At 71.3% G+C, this 15,771-nt stretch carries 14 protein-coding genes and 1 pseudogene; 9 read left to right on the top strand and 6 right to left on the bottom strand.

What is annotated here, in order from left to right; all coding sequences use genetic code 11:
- Positions 1-38: 38 nt before the first annotated feature.
- The 4 genes from deoC to CKO43_RS21545 are packed head-to-tail and all read left to right on the top strand — an operon-like array spanning position 39 to position 4,438.
- Positions 39-779, top strand: coding sequence for a deoxyribose-phosphate aldolase (gene deoC / locus CKO43_RS21560; protein WP_200379917.1), 741 nt, complete (start codon positions 39-41; stop codon positions 777-779).
- Between the two features lie 2 nt (positions 780-781).
- Positions 782-2,461 (top strand): bifunctional metallophosphatase/5'-nucleotidase, encoded by a 1,680-nt coding sequence (locus CKO43_RS21555; protein WP_200379916.1) that lies wholly within the window; start codon positions 782-784, stop codon positions 2,459-2,461.
- A 1-nt stretch (position 2,462) separates the two neighbouring features.
- Positions 2,463-3,788, top strand: coding sequence for a thymidine phosphorylase (locus CKO43_RS21550; protein ID WP_200379915.1), 1,326 nt, complete (start codon positions 2,463-2,465; stop codon positions 3,786-3,788).
- Positions 3,785-4,438 (top strand): phosphoribosylanthranilate isomerase, encoded by a 654-nt coding sequence (locus tag CKO43_RS21545; RefSeq protein ID WP_200379914.1) that lies wholly within the window; start codon positions 3,785-3,787, stop codon positions 4,436-4,438. The genes CKO43_RS21550 and CKO43_RS21545 overlap by 4 nt, the downstream gene beginning before the upstream one ends.
- 176 nt (positions 4,439-4,614) lie before the next feature.
- Here CKO43_RS21545 and CKO43_RS21540 read toward each other — a convergent pair whose 3' ends face one another.
- The 3 genes from CKO43_RS21540 to CKO43_RS21530 all read right to left on the bottom strand — a co-directional run bounded on the left by CKO43_RS21540 (position 4,615) and on the right by CKO43_RS21530 (position 8,237).
- On the bottom strand, positions 4,615-5,550 hold the full coding sequence (locus CKO43_RS21540; RefSeq protein WP_200379913.1) for an ABC transporter permease: 936 nt from the start codon (positions 5,548-5,550) through the stop codon (positions 4,615-4,617).
- 142 nt (positions 5,551-5,692) lie between these two features.
- Positions 5,693-6,751: an ABC transporter permease gene (locus CKO43_RS21535; protein ID WP_200379912.1), complete on the bottom strand. Its 1,059-nt coding sequence runs from the start codon at positions 6,749-6,751 to the stop codon at positions 5,693-5,695.
- The gene (locus CKO43_RS21530; protein WP_200227921.1) at positions 6,741-8,237 is read right to left on the bottom strand and encodes an ABC transporter ATP-binding protein; all 1,497 of its coding nucleotides are present in this window, start codon (positions 8,235-8,237) and stop codon (positions 6,741-6,743) included. The genes CKO43_RS21535 and CKO43_RS21530 overlap by 11 nt, the downstream gene beginning before the upstream one ends.
- Before the next feature lie 173 nt (positions 8,238-8,410).
- Here CKO43_RS21530 and CKO43_RS21525 point away from each other — a divergent pair, with 173 nt between their 5' ends.
- The gene (locus tag CKO43_RS21525; protein WP_346014410.1) at positions 8,411-9,199 is read left to right on the top strand and encodes a DUF3667 domain-containing protein; all 789 of its coding nucleotides are present in this window, start codon (positions 8,411-8,413) and stop codon (positions 9,197-9,199) included.
- A gap of 26 nt (positions 9,200-9,225) precedes the next feature.
- Here the strand turns inward: CKO43_RS21525 and CKO43_RS21520 are convergent, their stop codons facing one another.
- Positions 9,226-9,651 (bottom strand): hypothetical protein, encoded by a 426-nt coding sequence (locus tag CKO43_RS21520; protein ID WP_200227919.1) that lies wholly within the window; start codon positions 9,649-9,651, stop codon positions 9,226-9,228.
- 110 nt (positions 9,652-9,761) lie between these two features.
- Complete coding sequence (locus CKO43_RS21515) at positions 9,762-10,751, bottom strand: BMP family protein (RefSeq protein WP_200227917.1); 990 nt, start codon at positions 10,749-10,751, stop codon at positions 9,762-9,764.
- Between the two features lie 200 nt (positions 10,752-10,951).
- On the opposite strand from CKO43_RS21515, the gene bchE reads away from it, so the two are divergent.
- From bchE to pyrF, 4 genes are all read left to right on the top strand, one after another.
- Positions 10,952-12,619: a magnesium-protoporphyrin IX monomethyl ester anaerobic oxidative cyclase gene (gene bchE / locus CKO43_RS21510; protein ID WP_200227915.1), complete on the top strand. Its 1,668-nt coding sequence runs from the start codon at positions 10,952-10,954 to the stop codon at positions 12,617-12,619.
- Positions 12,616-13,203 (top strand): bacteriochlorophyll 4-vinyl reductase, encoded by a 588-nt coding sequence (gene bchJ / locus CKO43_RS21505; protein WP_200227913.1) that lies wholly within the window; start codon positions 12,616-12,618, stop codon positions 13,201-13,203. The genes bchE and bchJ overlap by 4 nt, the downstream gene beginning before the upstream one ends.
- Positions 13,204-13,341: 138 nt before the next feature.
- The gene (purB, locus tag CKO43_RS21500) at positions 13,342-14,712 is read left to right on the top strand and encodes an adenylosuccinate lyase (RefSeq protein WP_200227911.1); all 1,371 of its coding nucleotides are present in this window, start codon (positions 13,342-13,344) and stop codon (positions 14,710-14,712) included.
- A 49-nt stretch (positions 14,713-14,761) separates the two neighbouring features.
- Positions 14,762-15,580 carry an orotidine-5'-phosphate decarboxylase gene (pyrF, locus tag CKO43_RS21495; RefSeq protein WP_200227909.1) on the top strand — a complete coding sequence of 273 codons (819 nt, stop codon included), beginning with the start codon at positions 14,762-14,764 and terminating at the stop codon, positions 15,578-15,580.
- On the opposite strand, the pseudogene CKO43_RS26455 reads toward pyrF, so the two are convergent.
- Positions 15,468-15,771: pseudogene (locus CKO43_RS26455) on the bottom strand (hypothetical protein); the annotation flags it as partial. The gene pyrF and the pseudogene CKO43_RS26455 overlap by 113 nt on opposite strands.

The following is a 15,771-nucleotide window of genomic DNA, read 5'->3' as shown; positions in this document are numbered from 1 at the left end:
CTCCACCCCGACACCCAACCCCCGTCAGCCGACCCCAAATGAAAGACCTGATCGCCACCTCCCGCACCGCGCTCGCCTGTCTGGACCTGACGAGCCTGAACGACGCCGACACGGCGGCTGACGTGGAGCGCCTGTGCCGGCGCGCCGAAGGGCCGCAGGGGCGGGTGGCGGCGGTGTGCGTCTGGCCGAAGTTCGTGGCGCAGGCGCGTGCGGCGCTGCCACCGACCATCAAGGTGGCGGCGGTGGCCAACTTCCCGGACGGCAGCGCCGACGTCGAACGCGCCGTGCGCGAGGCCGCCGAGATCGTGACGGCCGGCGGCGACGAGGTCGACGTCGTGATGCCCTGGCAGGCGCTGGACCAGGCGCGCACGCTGCTCGCCCAGGTGCGGCGCGAAACACGCGGCCGCACGCTGAAGGTCATCCTCGAAACCGGCAAACTGCGCGACCCGGCGCTGATCCGCAACGCCGCCCGCATCGCGCTCGACGCCGGCGCCGACTTCCTGAAGACCAGCACCGGCCGCACGCCGCACGGCGCCAGCGTCGACGCCGTGCGCCTGCTGCTGACGGCGATCTCCGGCGGCGGCTACCGCCAGGTCGGGATCAAGGTCTCGGGCGGCGTGCGCAGCGCCGAAGACGCGCAGGGCTACGTCTACCTGGCACGCGCCGCCATCGGCCAGCCGACGCCGGCGCGCTTTCGCATCGGCGCCAGCAGCCTGCTCGACGACCTCGAAGCCGTGATCGCCGGCACCCCGCGCCCGGCCCGCGCCGGCAGCTACTGACGATGCGCTGCCGGGCCCTGCTCGCGGCACTGGCCGCCACCACGCTCGCCGCCTGCGCCGCCCCGCCGGCCGCGGCGCCGGCCGCACCTGCGGCCTCGGCGGCGCCCGGCACCGTCGCACTGCGCCTGCTGGCGATCAACGACTTCCACGGCTACCTGAAGCCGCCGCCCGGGGGCTTTCGGATGCCCGACCCGGCCGACCCGGCGCGCACGCTCACCGTGCCCGCGGGCGGCGCCGAGACGCTGGCCAGCGCGGTGCGTGAACTCGCCGCCGGCCACCCCCACCACGTCTTCGTCGCCGCCGGCGACCTGGTCGGCGCGTCGCCGCTGCTGTCGGCGCTGTTCCACGACGAGCCGACGGTCGAGTCGCTGTCGGCGATGGGGCTGGCTTTCAGCGCCGTCGGCAACCACGAGTTCGACGACGGCGCCGACGAGTTGCTGCGCCTGCAGCGCGGCGGCTGCCACCCGCTGGACGGCTGCCGCGGGCCCAAACCCTTTGCCGGCGCCGGCTTCCAGTACCTGGCCGCCAGCACCGTGGTGCGCAAGACCGGCCAGACGCTGCTGCCGCCGTACGCGGTGCGCCGCTTCGACGGCGTGCCGGTGGCCTTCGTCGGCCTGACGCTGAAAGCCACGCCGCAGATCGTGATGCCGGCCGGCGTCGCCGGGCTGGAGTTCCGCGACGAAGCCGAGAGCGTCAACGCGCTCGTGCCCGAGCTGCAGCGCCAGGGCGTGCACGCCATCGTCGTGCTGCTGCACGAAGGCGGCGAAGCCGGCGGCGGGCGCGACGGCTGCGACGACCTGCGCGGCGCCATCACCCGCATCGTGCCGCGGCTGGACCGGGCGGTGTCGGTCGTCGTCAGCGGCCACACGCACCGCGCCTACGTCTGCCGCCTCGACGGCCGGCTCGTCACCAGCGGCGACCGCTACGGCACGCTGGTCACGGCCATCGACCTGGAACTCGACCGCGCCAGCGGCCGCGTGCAACGCGCCGACGCGCACAACGTCGTCGTCGACCCCGCGCGCTTCGCGCCCGACGCGGCGCAGACGGCGCTGCTGGCGGCTTACGAACGGGTCGCCGCACCGCTGGCCAAACGCATCGTCGGCACGATCGCCGGCTCGCTGACGCGCGAGGCCGACAGCGCCGGCGAGTCGACGCTGGGCCGCGTCGTCGCCGACGCGCAACTCGAGGCCACCCGCGCCGTGGGCGCCCAGGCGGCGCTGACCAACCCCGGCGGCCTGCGCAGCCCGATCCTGAAGACCGGCGACGGCCGTGTGCGCTATGAAGAGGTGTTCGAGGCCCAGCCCTTCGGCAACCGGCTGGTGACGCTGACGATCAGCGGCGCGCAACTGGCGGCGCTGCTGGAGCAGCAGTTCCACGGCCAGGCCCCGCGCGTGCTGCAGGTCTCGCGCGGGCTGCGCTACGAATGGGACGCCTCGCGCCCGGCGGGCCAGCGCCTGCTGCCGGGCTCGCTGACGCTGGAGGGCCGGCGCATCGAGCCGGCGCAGCGTCTGCGCATCACCGTCAACAGCTACCTGGCCGACGGCGGCGACCGCTTCAGCGTGCTGCGCGACGGCGAAGACCGCGTCTACGGCCTGCCCGACGCCGACGCGCTGGCGCAGTACCTGGCGGCCCACCCGGGGCTGCAGCCGCCGCGCGACACGCGCATCCAGCGCCGCGACTGAGATGCTGCCGGTCGAGGTGATCGCCACCAAACGCGACGGCCAGGCGCTGGGGCTGGACGCGATCGCGGCCTTCGTCACCGGCCTGGTCGCCGACGGCGATGCACGCTGGAGCGACGCCCAGGTCGCCGCGCTGGCGATGGCCGTGCTGCTGCGCGGCATGGATCGCGCCGAAACCGTCGCGCTGACGCAGGCGATGACCGCTTCAGGCGAGCGCCTGGACTGGCGCAGCTACGGCCGCCCGGTGCTGGACAAACACAGCAGCGGCGGCCTGGGCGACAAGACCAGCCTGCTGCTGGCGCCCATCGTCGCCGCCTGCGGCGGCCTGGTGCCGATGATCAGCGGCCGCGGCCTGGGCCACACCGGCGGCACGCTGGACAAGCTGGAGGCGCTGCCGGGTTACGGCGTCGCGCCCTCGCCCGAACGCCTGCACGCGGTGCTGCACACGGCCGGCTGCGCCATCGTCGGTGCGTCCGAACGCCTGGCGCCGGCCGACCGCCGGCTCTACGCCATCCGCGACGTCACCGCCACCGTCGAGTCGCTGCCGCTGATCACCGCCAGCATCCTCAGCAAGAAGCTCGCGGCCGGGCTCGACGCGCTGGTGCTGGACGTCAAGGTCGGCAGCGGCGCCTTCATGCGCGACGCGGCCGCGGCGCACGCGCTGGCCACGAGCCTGGTCGACACCGCACGCGGCGCCGGGCTGGCGGCGGCGGCGCTGGTCACCGACATGAACCAGGTGCTGGGGCGCACGGCGGGCAACGCGCTCGAAGTCGCCGAATGCCTGGCGCTGCTGCGCGGCGGGCCGGGCGATGCGCGCCTGGTCGACGTCACGCTGGGCCTGGCGGCGCGGCTGCTGGTGCTGGGCGGGCTGCAGGCCGACGAAGCCGCGGCGCTGGCGGCGGCACGCCAGGCGCTGGCCAGCGGCGCGGCGGCGGAACGTTTTGCGGCGATGGTCGCCGGCCTCGGCGGCCCGGCCGACGTGCTGCACGACGCGCAGCTGGCCACCGCGCCGGTGGTCGTCGCCGTGCCGGCGCCGCGCGACGGTTTCGTCGCGGCGATCGACGGCCGGGCGCTGGGTTACGCCATCGTCGAACTGGGCGGCGGCCGGCGCCGCGGCGGCGACGTGGTCGATGCGCGTGTCGGCCTGGACGAGGTGGTGGCGCTGGGCGAGGCGCGCCGCGCAGGCGAGCCGCTGGCGCGGGTGCATGCGGCGGACGCTGCCGGCGCGGCACGTGCGGTCGCCGCGGTGCAGGCGGCCATGACGCTAGCCGACGCGGCGCCGGTGGTGCCGCCCTGGCTGCACGAACGGGTGGAGGGAGCAGGCACATGACCCCGGTCGTCAAGATCTGCTGCATCGCCAGCGTCGAAGAAGCCCGGCTCGCAGTCGAAGCCGGCGCCGCGGCGCTGGGGCTGGTGTCGGCGATGCCCAGCGGGCCCGGCGTGATCGCCGACGAGACCATCGCCGAGATCGCCGCCGCGGTGCCGCCGCCCACACGCACTTTCCTGCTGACCTGCCGCACCGACGCCGCGGCCATCGCCGCGCAGCACGCGGCCGCCGGCACGACGACGCTGCAGCTGGTCGACCACGTGCCGCACGCCGAACTGCAGGCGCTGCGCCGGTTGTGCCCGGGGGTCGAGCTGGTGCAGGTGATCCACGTCACCGGCGAAGCCTCGATCGCCGAGGCGCAGGCCGTGGCGCCTTACGTCGACGCCATCCTGCTCGACTCGGGCAACCCGGCGCTGGCGGTCAAGGAGCTGGGCGGCACCGGCCGGCGCCACGACTGGGCGATCAGCCGCCGCATCCGCGACGCGGTCTGGCCGCTGCCGCTGTTCCTGGCCGGCGGCCTGAACCCGGCCAACGTGCGCCGCGCGGTCGAGACCGTGCAACCTTATGGCCTGGACCTGTGCAGCGGCGTGCGCTGCGAAGGCCGGCTGGACGACCGGAAGCTCGCAGCATTCTTCGCGGCGCTCCAGGAGTAGGAAGGCGAGCGCAGGCCGACGCGCGCCAACCGTCGTCAGACTGACTGGAGCCTCCCTCGCGGAGGGAGGCTGGAGGGTGCGGTCCGACATGCTGGAGCACCCTCTCGGAGGGGGCTCGGGGGAGCCGTGCGTTCAGCCCGACGCTGGAATGCGCGCGGCAACAGCCGCGCGCATTCCTAGCGTTCTCCCTGGCGATACGGTTTCATCAGCGCCTGCGGATACGCGGCGCGGCGCGCGACGACGACCAGCGCGACGATGGCCATCGCGTAGGGCAGCATCAGGTAGACCTGGTATGGCAGCTCGACACCGAAGACACCGCCGCCGGCCTGCTGCAGCCGCAGTTGCAGCGCGTCGAAGAAAGCGAACAGCAGGGCGCCCAGCAGCGCCTTGCCCGGCCGCCACGACGCGAACACGACCAGCGCGACGCAGACCCAGCCGCGGCCGTTGACCATGTTGAAGTAGAAGGCGTTGAAGGCCGACAGCGTGAGGAAAGCGCCGGCCACGCCCATCAGCGCCGAGCCGGCGACGACCGCGCCGGTGCGCAGCCGCAGCACGTTCAGGCCCTGGCCTTCGGCGGCGGCCGGGTTCTCGCCGACCATGCGCACGGCCAGCCCCAGCGGCGTGCGGTACAGGAACCAGGCCACCGCCGGCACCAGCAGCAGCGCCAGCAGCACCAGCGGCGTCTGTTCGTTCAGCACCGGCAGCGGCAGCCAGGACATCGGCGCGAAGGGCTCGATCGTCGGCGGCGTCTCGACCTTGGGGAAACCGACGCGGTAGGCGAAGCTCGCCAGGCTCGTCGCCAGCAGCGTGATGCCCAGGCCGGCGACGTGCTGCGACAGCCCGAGCACGACGGTCAGCCCCGCGTGCAGCAGCCCGAACGCGGCGCCGACACCGGCGGCGACCAGCACCCCGGTCCACAGCCCCGCGCCCTGGTAGACCGCCAGCCAGCCGGCAAAGGCGCCGGCGACCATGATCCCTTCGATGCCCAGGTTCAGCACCCCGGCGCGTTCGCACAGCAGCACGCCCAGCGTGCCCAGCAGCAGCGGCGTCGCGATGCGCAGCACCGCCACCCAGAACGGGGCGGCCAGCAGCAGGTCCAGCGTCTCGCTCATCGGGGCACCCTAAGGCCTGCGGCCGGTCCCGCCAGGCGGGAATGAGCCCCGAACAAGTTCTGAGGGCTCACTGGGGCACCCTTCGGCCTGGCGGCCGGTCCCGCCAGGCGGGAATGAGCCCCGAACAAGTTCTGAGGGCTCATCAACGGCGGATCCGGTATTGCGCCAGCATCGTCGCCACCAGCACCGCCAGCAGCGACACGGCGACGATGACGTCGGCGATGTAGGTGGGCACCGCGACCGCGCGGCTCATGCTGTCGGCACCGACCAGCATGCCGGCGACGAAGATCGCGGCGGCGACGACGGCCAGCGGGTTCAGCATCGCCAGCATCGCGATGACGATGCCGCTGTAGCCGTAGCCCGGGCTCATGTCCAGGGTGACGTAGCCGGTGCGCCCTGCGACCTCGACCGCACCCGCCAGCCCGGCGAGCGCACCCGACAGCAGCGCCACCTTCACCGTCGTCCAGCCCACCGGCATGCCGGCAAAACGGGCCGCGCGTGCGTTGGCGCCGACGGCGCGGATCTCGAAGCCCAGCGTCGTGTACTTCAGCAGCGCCCAGAGCGCGACAGCAAGCACGACCGCAGCGAGCAGCCCCGTGTGCACGCGGCTGCGCTCGACCAGCTTGTCCAGCTGCAGCAGGTCCTGCAGCGCCACGCTCTGCGGCCAGCCCATCGCCGTCGGGTCCTTCATAGTCCCGTCCAGCATCGCCGAGACGAACAGCAGCACGATGAAGTTCAGCAGCAGCGTGGTCACGACCTCGTCGACACCGAAGCGGCTTTTCAGCAGCGCCGGCCCCAGCAGCAGCAGCGCACCGGCCAGCGCCGCGGCGGCGAACATCAGCACGAACAGCAGCCCGGGCGCGAGCTCGTAGCCGACACCGTCGTGCAGCCCGCCGACGGCCACCGCCGCCAGCGCGCCGGCGTAGAGCTGGCCTTCGGCGCCGATGTTGAAGAGCCGCGCGCGGAACGCGACCGCGGCCGCCAGGCCGGTGAAGATCAGCGGCGTGGCGCGCGTCAGCGTCTCGGTGATCGCGAAGCGCGAGCCGAAACCGCCTTCGAGCAGCAGCGCGTAGGCGCGCCCCACCGGCGCGCCAGCCCAGGCCACCAGCAGCGAAGTCGCCAGCAGCGTGAACAGCACGGCCGCCAGAGGCGCGGCGACGAGCAGCGCACGCGGCACCGTGCTGCGTCGTTCAAGCCGCATGGCGCGCCTCCGTCTGTGCGCCCGACATCGCCAGGCCGATCTCGGCCAGCGTCCAGTCGGCCGCCGGCCGCGGCGCGCCGAGCACGCCGTGGTGCAGCACCGCGATGCGGTCGGCAAGCGCGAAGATCTCGTCCAGGTCTTCGCTGATCAGCAGCAGCGCGGCGCCGGCGGCGCAGGCGTCGAGCAGCTGCTGGTGCACGTAGGCGACGGCGCCGATGTCCAGGCCCCAGGTCGGCTGGTTGGCGACGACCAGGCGCGGCGTGCTGCCGCTGCCCAGCAGCGCGCGGCCCAGGATCAGCTTCTGCATGTTGCCGCCCGAGAGCGACCGTGTCGTCGTCTCCAGGCCGCCACCGCGCACGTCGAAGCGTTCGACCACCTGCTGCGCGAATGCGCGTGCGGCGCCGCGGCGCACGACGCCGGCACGCGCGAAGCCGGCGCTGGCGTAGCGCTCGAGCACCGCGTTCTCCCAGATCGGCAGGTCGCCGACGACACCGACGGCGTGCCGGTCCTCGGGGATGCGCGCGACGCCGGCGGCGACGAAACGCCGCGGCGACGCCGGCAGCGCCCGCCCGTCCAGCCGCAGCGCGCCACCCGGCGGCGCGAGTTCGCCGCAGAGCGCGTCGGCCAGCGCCTGCTGGCCGTTGCCGGCGACACCGGCGACCGCAAACACCTCGCCGGCGCGGATCGCCAGCGTCGTGCCGGGCAGCTCGCAGACCACGGCGCCGGCTTCGCGCCGCGTCTTCACCGCCGGCGCGACGCTGCGCCCGACCATGGCCTCGGCCAGGTCGGACTTGCTCGCGCCTGCGGCCGGCAGCACCGCGATCAGCTTGCCGGCGCGCAGCACCGCGACGCGGTCGCTGACACGCAGCACCTCGTCGAGCTTGTGGCTGATGAAGATGATGGACAGGCCGCCTGCGACCATCTGCGCCAGCGTCGCGAACAGCGACTCGCTTTCCTGCGGGGTCAGCACCGCGGTCGGTTCGTCCAGGATCAGGATGCGCGCGCCGCGCACCAGGGCCTTCAGGATCTCGACGCGCTGGCGCTCGCCCACCGACAGCTCGGCGATGCGCGCGTCGGGGTCGACGTGCAGGCCGAAACGCTGCGCGGCGTCCTGCAGCCGCGCGCGCCACTCGCCGCGGCGTGAAAACGGCTGCCACAGGCTTTCGGTGCCCAGCATCACGTTGTCGAGCACGCTCAGGTTGTCGGCCAGCGTGAAGTGCTGGTGCACCATGCCGATGCCGGCGGCCAGCGCCGCCTTGGGCTGGCCCGGCGGCAAGGGGCGGCCATCGACTTCGATCGAACCCTCGTCGGCGACGTAGTGGCCGAACAGGATGGACACCAGCGTGCTCTTGCCGGCGCCGTTCTCGCCCAGCAGCGCCAGCACCTCGCCGCGGTCCAGGTCCAGCGAGATCGAGTCATTGGCGACGAGCGCGCCGAAACGTTTGGTGAGGCCGCGCAGGCGCAGGACCGGGGAACTCGCAGACATCATTCGATTGTCTCGCACGAACTGCGCCAGCCCAGGGTTCACCCGTAGCCTGGCGCTACCATCGCAGGCACCCCGAACCAGAAGAAGACATCCTGGACACCTGCCCCAACTGCGAGCAGCCGCTGCCCGAACCCAGGCCCCGTTTCTGCCCGTCCTGCGGCCAGGAAACCCATGTGCGGCCGCCGACCGTCGGCGAGTTCGTGCAGCAGTTCGGCGGCGCCTACCTGTCGACCGAAGGTGCGATGTGGCGCACGCTGGTGCTGCTGTTCCGCCGCCCCGGCGAGCTGACGCGCCAGTACCTGCGCGGCCGGCGCAAGCACTACGTGCTGCCGCTGCGGCTGTACCTGACGATCAGCGTGCTGGTGCTGCTGGCGGTGCGTCTGTCCAACCTGCTCGACGCCAGCCCGCCGCAGCCGGCGGTGCAGTTCGACAAGGACGAGCCGCCCAAGGTCGAGCTGAACATCGGCTCGGCCAGCGTGCAGTTCGGCTTCAAGCCCGACGGCAAGGGCTTCGAGTGCAGCAACCTGCCGGCCTGGGTCTGCAAGCGGCTGGAGCAGCGCCTGGGCACGGGGCCCGGGGCGCTGGCCAACGACACACGCGGGCTCAAGGCCAGGCTCGTCGACGCCATCGGCCCGGCGATGTTCGTGCTGCTGCCGGGGTTCGCCGCCTGGCTGGCGCTGGCCTACCGCAACCGCCGGCTGCGCTACACCGAGCACCTGGTGTTCGCGCTGCACGTGCACGCGTTCTGGTTCGCGATGCTGGGCATCACGCTGCTGCCGATCGGCGGGCTGCAAGGCCTGGCCTGGATCGTCGTGCCGGTCTACACCTGGCTGGCGATGCGCCGCGTCTACGGCGGGCGCTGGTGGGCACAGGCGTTGCGCAGCGCCGCCGTCGCCTCGCTCTACGGCGTGACGATGCTGGCGGCGCTGGTGGTCGCGGCGCTCTGGGCGCTGCTGGCCTGATCAGGCCAGTCGCGTGAAGGCCGCGCTCAGGCCTTGACGAGGCTCGAGACCAGCGAGCGCAGCGCGTCCTTCAGCCGTTCCTGGGCGAGCGCGCCGCATTCGGCGGCCGAGTTCACGGGGCGGCCGTCGAAGACCGTCGAGCTCTTGGCCGGCTCCCAGACGAAACGCCGCGTCGGCGAGGTCTTGGGCAGCAGCGTCACGCGTGCGGTGACGACGCACAGCTTGCCGTCGACGAGGCCGCCTTCGACCTGGCTGAGGAAGCCCCACTTGGACTTCGGGTAGAGCTTGGCCAGGCGTTCGGCCGGCAGCGCGTCCTTCCAGGCGGCCATCACGGTGGGCTTGTCGATCAGCGCGGCAGTCGAGAAATCCTCGATGTCGTAGGCCGGCGCAGTGGCGGCCGACGCGAACGGCGCGGCAGCGAAAAGCGCTGCGCAGAGCAGGGCACGGGTCATGTTGCTTCTTCGTCTTGTTGGCGATGAAAGGCGGATGCCGGCGGGCGCGGAACGCGCCGCGCCGGCATGCTACGCGTAGACGCGGTGGCCGAACCAGCCGCCGCGCACGCTCACTTGCCGGCCTTGGGCTGGCTGTCGTCAACCTTGACGACGAAGCTGCCGGCCAGGATGGCCTTCTCCTTGGCCTGGACCTTGGCGACCAGGTCCGCCGGCACCTTCTTCGCGAACGTGCCCAGCGGCGCCAGCTCGGAGCCCTTGAACTTCATCGTCGAGTAGCGGCCGTAGTCCTCGGCCTTGAAGGCACCGGCCTTGACCGCCTTGATCGCGGCGTCGATCGTCGGCTCCATGTTCCACAGCGCCGAGGCGACGACGGTGTCGGGGTACTGGGCCTGGGTGTTGATGACGTTGCCGATCGCCAGCACCTTGCGCTCCTTGGCCGCGTCGCTGACGCCGAAACGCTCGGCGTAGAGCACGTCGGCGCCCTTGTCGATCATCGCGTAGGCGGCTTCCTTGGCCTTGGGCGGGTCGAACCAGCTGTTGATGAAGCTGATCGAGAACTGCAGCTTCGGGTTCACTTCCTTGGCGCCGGCGATGAAGGCGTTCATCAGCCGGTTGACCTCGGGGATCGGGTAGCCGCCGACGAGGCCGATCTTGCCGCTCTTGCTGACGCCGCCGGCGATCATGCCGCTGAGGTAGGCCGGCTCCTGGATGTAGTTGTCGAAGACGCCGAAGTTGGGCGCCTGCGGCTTGCCTGAGCTGCCCATCAGGAAGGCGATCTTCGGGTAGTCCTTGGCGACCTTGCGCGCCGCGGTCTCGACGGCGAAGGACTCGCCGACGATCAGCACGTTGCCGGCTTCGGCGTACTGGCGCATCACGCGTTCGTAATCGGCGTTGGCGACGTTCTCGCTGAAGACGTATTCCACCTCGCCGCGCGTGGCGGCGGCCTTCAGCGCCTTGTCGATGCGGCTGACCCACTGCTGTTCGACCGGCACGGTGTAGATCGCGGCGACCTTCAGTTTGGTTTGCGCGAAGGCCGGGACGGCGACGCTGGCGGCCAGCGAGGCGGCGGCGAGCAGGGTGAGGCGGCGGGTGATCTTCATCTGGGCTCCTGGGGGCTGTATCGGGGTGTTACGACTCCGACCGGGCACTTTAGCAAGCCCTGTGCCTCGGAACACTTGACAGCGGCCAAGAGTGTCAGGCCCGGTTGTCAGTGGGGCTGTCACCCGTCATTGACTTAGGGCAAAACTGAAATGAGGGTGCCCGCCTACCGTGCGAGTCCGAATCGCGAGGAGCCGTTTCCATGCGTGTGCTGTTCATACACCCCAACTATCACTCCGGCGGTGCCGAGATCGCCGGGAACTGGCCGCCTGCGTGGGTGGCTTACCTGACCGGCTACCTCAAGGCGGGCGGCTACACCGACATCCATTTCGTCGATGCGATGACGCACGACCTGAGCGAAGACCAGGTCCGCGAGAAGATCACGACGCTCAAGCCCGACATCGTCGGCTGCACCGCGATCACGCCGGCGATCTACAAGGCCGAACGCGCGCTGCAGATCGCCAAGGAAGTGAACCCGGACATCGTCACGGTGCTCGGCGGCATCCACGGCACCTTCATGTACCCGCAGGTCCTGAAGGAAGCGCCCTGGATCGACGCCATCGTGCGCGGCGAAGGCGAGCAGGTGATGCTCAACCTCGTCACCGCGGTCGACAACGGCAACTTCAAGGCTGACCGCAACTGCGTCAACGGCATCGCCTACGCGACCGGCGACGGCAAGGTCGTCGCGACGCCGGCCGAGCCCCCGATCGAGGACCTGGACCGCATCACGCCGGACTGGGGCATCCTCGAGTGGGACAAGTACATCTACATCCCGATGAACAAGCGCGTCGCGATCCCGAACTTCGCGCGCGGCTGCCCGTTCACCTGCTCGTTCTGCAGCCAGTGGAAGTTCTGGCGCGACTACCGCATCCGTGACCCGAAGAAGGTGGTCGACGAGATCGAGAAGCTGGTCAAGGAACACGATGTCGGCTTCTTCATCCTCGCCGACGAAGAACCGACGATCCACCGCAAGAAGTTCATCGAGTTCTGCGAAGAGCTGATCAAGCGCGACCTGGGCGTGCTGTGGGGCATCAACACCCGCGTCACCGACATCCTGCGCGACGAGAAGCTGCTGCCGATGTTCCGCAAGGCCGGCCTGATCCACGTCTCGCTGGGCACCGAAGCCGCCGCGCAGCTGAAGCTGGAGCTGTTCAACAAGGAGACGACCGTCGCGCAGAACAAGCGCGCGATCCAGCTCCTGAAGGACAACGGCATCGTCACCGAGGCCCAGTTCATCGTCGGTCTGGAAAACGAGACCGCCGAGACGCTGGAAGAGACCTACCGGATGGCGCGCGACTGGAACCCGGACATGGCGAACTGGGCGATGTACACGCCCTGGCCGTTCTCCGACCTGTTCCAGGAACTGGGTGACAAGGTCGAGGTCTTCGACTTCGAGAAGTACAACTTCGTGACCCCGATCATGAAGCCCGACGCGATGGACCGCGGCGAGCTGCTGGACCGGGTGATGAACAACTACCGCCGGTTCTTCATGAACAAGGCGTTCCTGCAGTACCCGTTCACGAAGGACAAGCTGCGCCGCAAGTACCTGATGGGCTGCCTGAAGGCATTCCTGAAGAGCGGCTTCGAACGCAAGTTCTATGACCTGGGCCGCGTCGGCTACTGGGGCCCGCAGACCAAGAAGACGGTCAACTTCAGCTTCGACAAGGACCGCCGCATCGACGCCGCCACCGCCGACCAGCTCTCGCGCGTCGACGACAACTGGGTGACGATGCACGGCCCGAAGATCGAGATGAAGCGCCGCAAGGGCGAGGAAAACTTCGAACTCGCCAAGGCCGCGATGGCCTGCGGCGGCGGCACCGAGCAGCTGACCGAAGAGCAGCAGGCCGCCTCGGAGGCGCGCGCGTCGTGAACCTGGCCGGGCGCATCGGTCCGAACGCCATCATCCGCGTCGCGGAGGTGCTGCCCTCGCGGGTCGGCACCGACCTGACGCGCCGGCTGTTCGACCGCGCCGGCATGGCGAACTACCTCAGTTCGCCGCCCCAGGCCATGGTCGACGAGACCGAGGTCTGCCGCCTGCACGGCGTGCTGCGCGAATCGCTGGGCACCGAGGCGGCCGGCGAGATCGCGCACGCCGCCGGCGTGCGCACCGCCGACTACCTGCTCGCGCGCCGCATCCCCAAGCCGGTGCAGGCGCTGCTCAAAGTGCTGCCGGCGCCGCTGGCCGCCCGCGTGCTGCTGACGGCGATAGGCCGCAACTCCTGGACTTTCGCCGGCAGCGGCCACTTCGCCTACGTCGTCGGCCGCCCCTGCGTGCTGACGATCCGCGACAATCCGCTGTGCCGCGGCTGGCAGGCCGAAAAGCCCGCCTGCGACTTCTACGCCGGCACCTTCGAACGCCTCTTCACGGTGCTCGTGCACCGGAATGCGCAGGTGACCGAGGTCGCCTGCGAGGCCTGCGGCGACGCCGAGTGCCGCTTCGAGATCACCTGGTAGGCCGGCGGCGCGGCTCGTCGCGCGGGAATTGCTCGCTTACGTGTCACCGGACACGGCCTAGAATCTGCAATACCCCCTAATGGGGATCCGGCCGTCCTCTTGACGGCTGCAGCCATTTGCCGATTTTCGGCGTCCGCGATGACTCTGACTGCACTGACCGCTCTTTCGCCGCTCGACGGCCGTTACGCCAATCGCCTCGCGCCGCTGCGCCCGCTGCTGAGCGAATTCGGACTGATGCACCGCCGCGTGCAGGTCGAGGTCGAGTGGTTCATCGCCCTGTCCGACGCCGGCTTCGACGAGTTCAAGCCGCTGAGCGAAGCCGCGCGCGGCCTGTTGCGCAGCCTGGCGCTGCGCTTCAGCGAAGCCGACGCCCAGGCGATCAAGGACATCGAGCGCACGACGAACCACGACGTCAAGGCGGTCGAGTACTGGATCAAGGCGCGCATCGAACACGAGAGCGAGCTGCAGGCGGCCGGCGAGTTCGTGCACTTCGGCTGCACCAGCGAGGACATCAACAACACCAGCCACGCGCTGATGCTCAAGGCCGCGCGTGACACCGTGCTGCTGCCGGCGATCGACGCGCTGATCGAGCGCCTGCGCCGGATGGCGCACGGTTTCGCCGCGGTGCCGATGCTCAGCCGCACCCACGGCCAGACCGCCAGCCCGACGACCGTCGGCAAGGAGATCGCCAACGTCGTCGCGCGCCTGACGCGGGCCCGCGAGACCATCGCCGCGGTGCCGCTGCGCGCGAAGATGAACGGCGCCGTCGGCAACTACAACGCCCACGTCGCCGCCTGGCCCGAGTTTGACTGGGAGGCCTTCAGCCGCCAGGTCGTCGAGGAGCGCCTGGGCCTGGTGTTCAACCCGTTCACGATCCAGATCGAGCCGCACGACTACATGGCCGAGCTGTTCGACGCCGTGACGCGCTGCGACACCATCCTGATCGACCTGTCGCGCGACATCTGGGGCTACATCTCGCTGGGCTACTTCAAGCAGAAGACCAAGGCGGGCGAGATCGGCTCGAGCACGATGCCGCACAAGGTCAACCCGATCGACTTCGAGAACGCCGAAGGCAACTACGGCCTGGCCAACGCGCTGCTGACGCACCTGTCGCAAAAGCTGCCGGTCAGCCGCTGGCAGCGCGACCTGACCGACAGCACGGTGCTGCGCAACATGGGCGTGGCCCTGGGCTACGCACTGCTCGGCCACGACAGCCTGCTGCGCGGCCTGGACAAGCTGGAGCTGAACGAAGCCGCGCTCGCCGCCGACCTCGACTCGTCCTGGGAAGTGCTGGCCGAGGCGGTGCAGACGGTGATGCGCCGCCACGGCCTGCCCAGCCCCTACGAGCAGCTGAAGGAGCTGACGCGCGGCCGCGCCGTCACGCGCGAGACCTTCCACGCCTTCATCGACGGCCTGGACGCGCTGCCCGACGGCGAGCGCGAGCGCCTGAAGGCGATGACGCCGGGCAACTACATCGGCCGCGCCGTGCAGCTGGCGCACCGGGCATGAGGCTGCAGGACCTGTCCGGGGCCGCTTGCGTCAGGCCGGAGGGCGCCTGATGAGCTTTGCCGCCAAGCTGGCCGCGGCGACCGCGCGTCAGGCCTCGATGCTCTGCGTCGGGCTGGACCCCGAGCCGGCGCGTTTCCCGGGCGCCTGGAAGGGCGACGCCAGCCGCATCCACGACTTCTGCGCCGCGATCGTCGACGCCACGCACGACCTGGTCTGCGCCTTCAAGCCGCAGATCGCCTACTTCGCCGCGCACCGCGCCGAAGACCAGCTCGAGCGCCTGGTGGCCCACATCCGCCGCGTCGCGCCCGAAGTGCCGGTGATCCTGGACGCCAAGCGCGGCGACATCGGCTCGACCGCCGAGCAGTACGCACGCGAAGCCTTCGAGCGCTACGACGCCGACGCGGTGACGCTGTCGCCCTACATGGGCTTCGACTCGATCGAGCCCTATCTGCGCTGGGACGGCCGCGGCCTGATCCTGCTGTGCCGCACCTCCAACCCCGGCGGCAGCGACCTGCAGAACCAGCTGCTCGACGGCGGCGAGCGCCTGTACGAACGGGTCGCGCGCCTGGCTGCCGGCCCCTGGAACCGCGACCAGCGCCTGGGCCTGGTCGTCGGCGCCACCTTCCCGGCCGAGATCGCCCGTGTGCGCGCGCTGGCGCCGAAGCTGCCGCTGCTGATCCCGGGCGTCGGCGCCCAGGGCGGCGACGCCGCGGCCACGGTGCGCGCCGGCTGGCGGCCGGACGCGCCGATCATCGTCAACTCGTCGCGTGCGGTGCTGTACGCGGGCGACGGCGAGGATTTCGCTGCGGCGGCGCGCAGGGTGGCCCAGGCCACCCGCGAGCTGCTGCAGCGCGAACGCGGCTCGTAGCCACCAGGTCCCCGCCTTGGTCCCGAGCCTGCCCGAAGACCCCGCGCTGCGGCAGCTCGCGGGTGGCCTGGGCCACCCTGCGCGCCGGCCGCCAGCCGGCGCGCACCGTGGCCGCGGCGTCGGCGCCCAGGGCGGCGACGCCCGGGATCAGCAGCGGCAGCTTCGGCGCCAGCGCGCGCACACGGGCGATC

This window comes from Rubrivivax gelatinosus, from assembly GCF_016583785.1.
GTDB lineage: Bacteria > Pseudomonadota > Gammaproteobacteria > Burkholderiales > Burkholderiaceae_C > Rubrivivax > Rubrivivax gelatinosus_B.
This window is presented reverse-complemented; position numbering and strand designations above follow the sequence as displayed.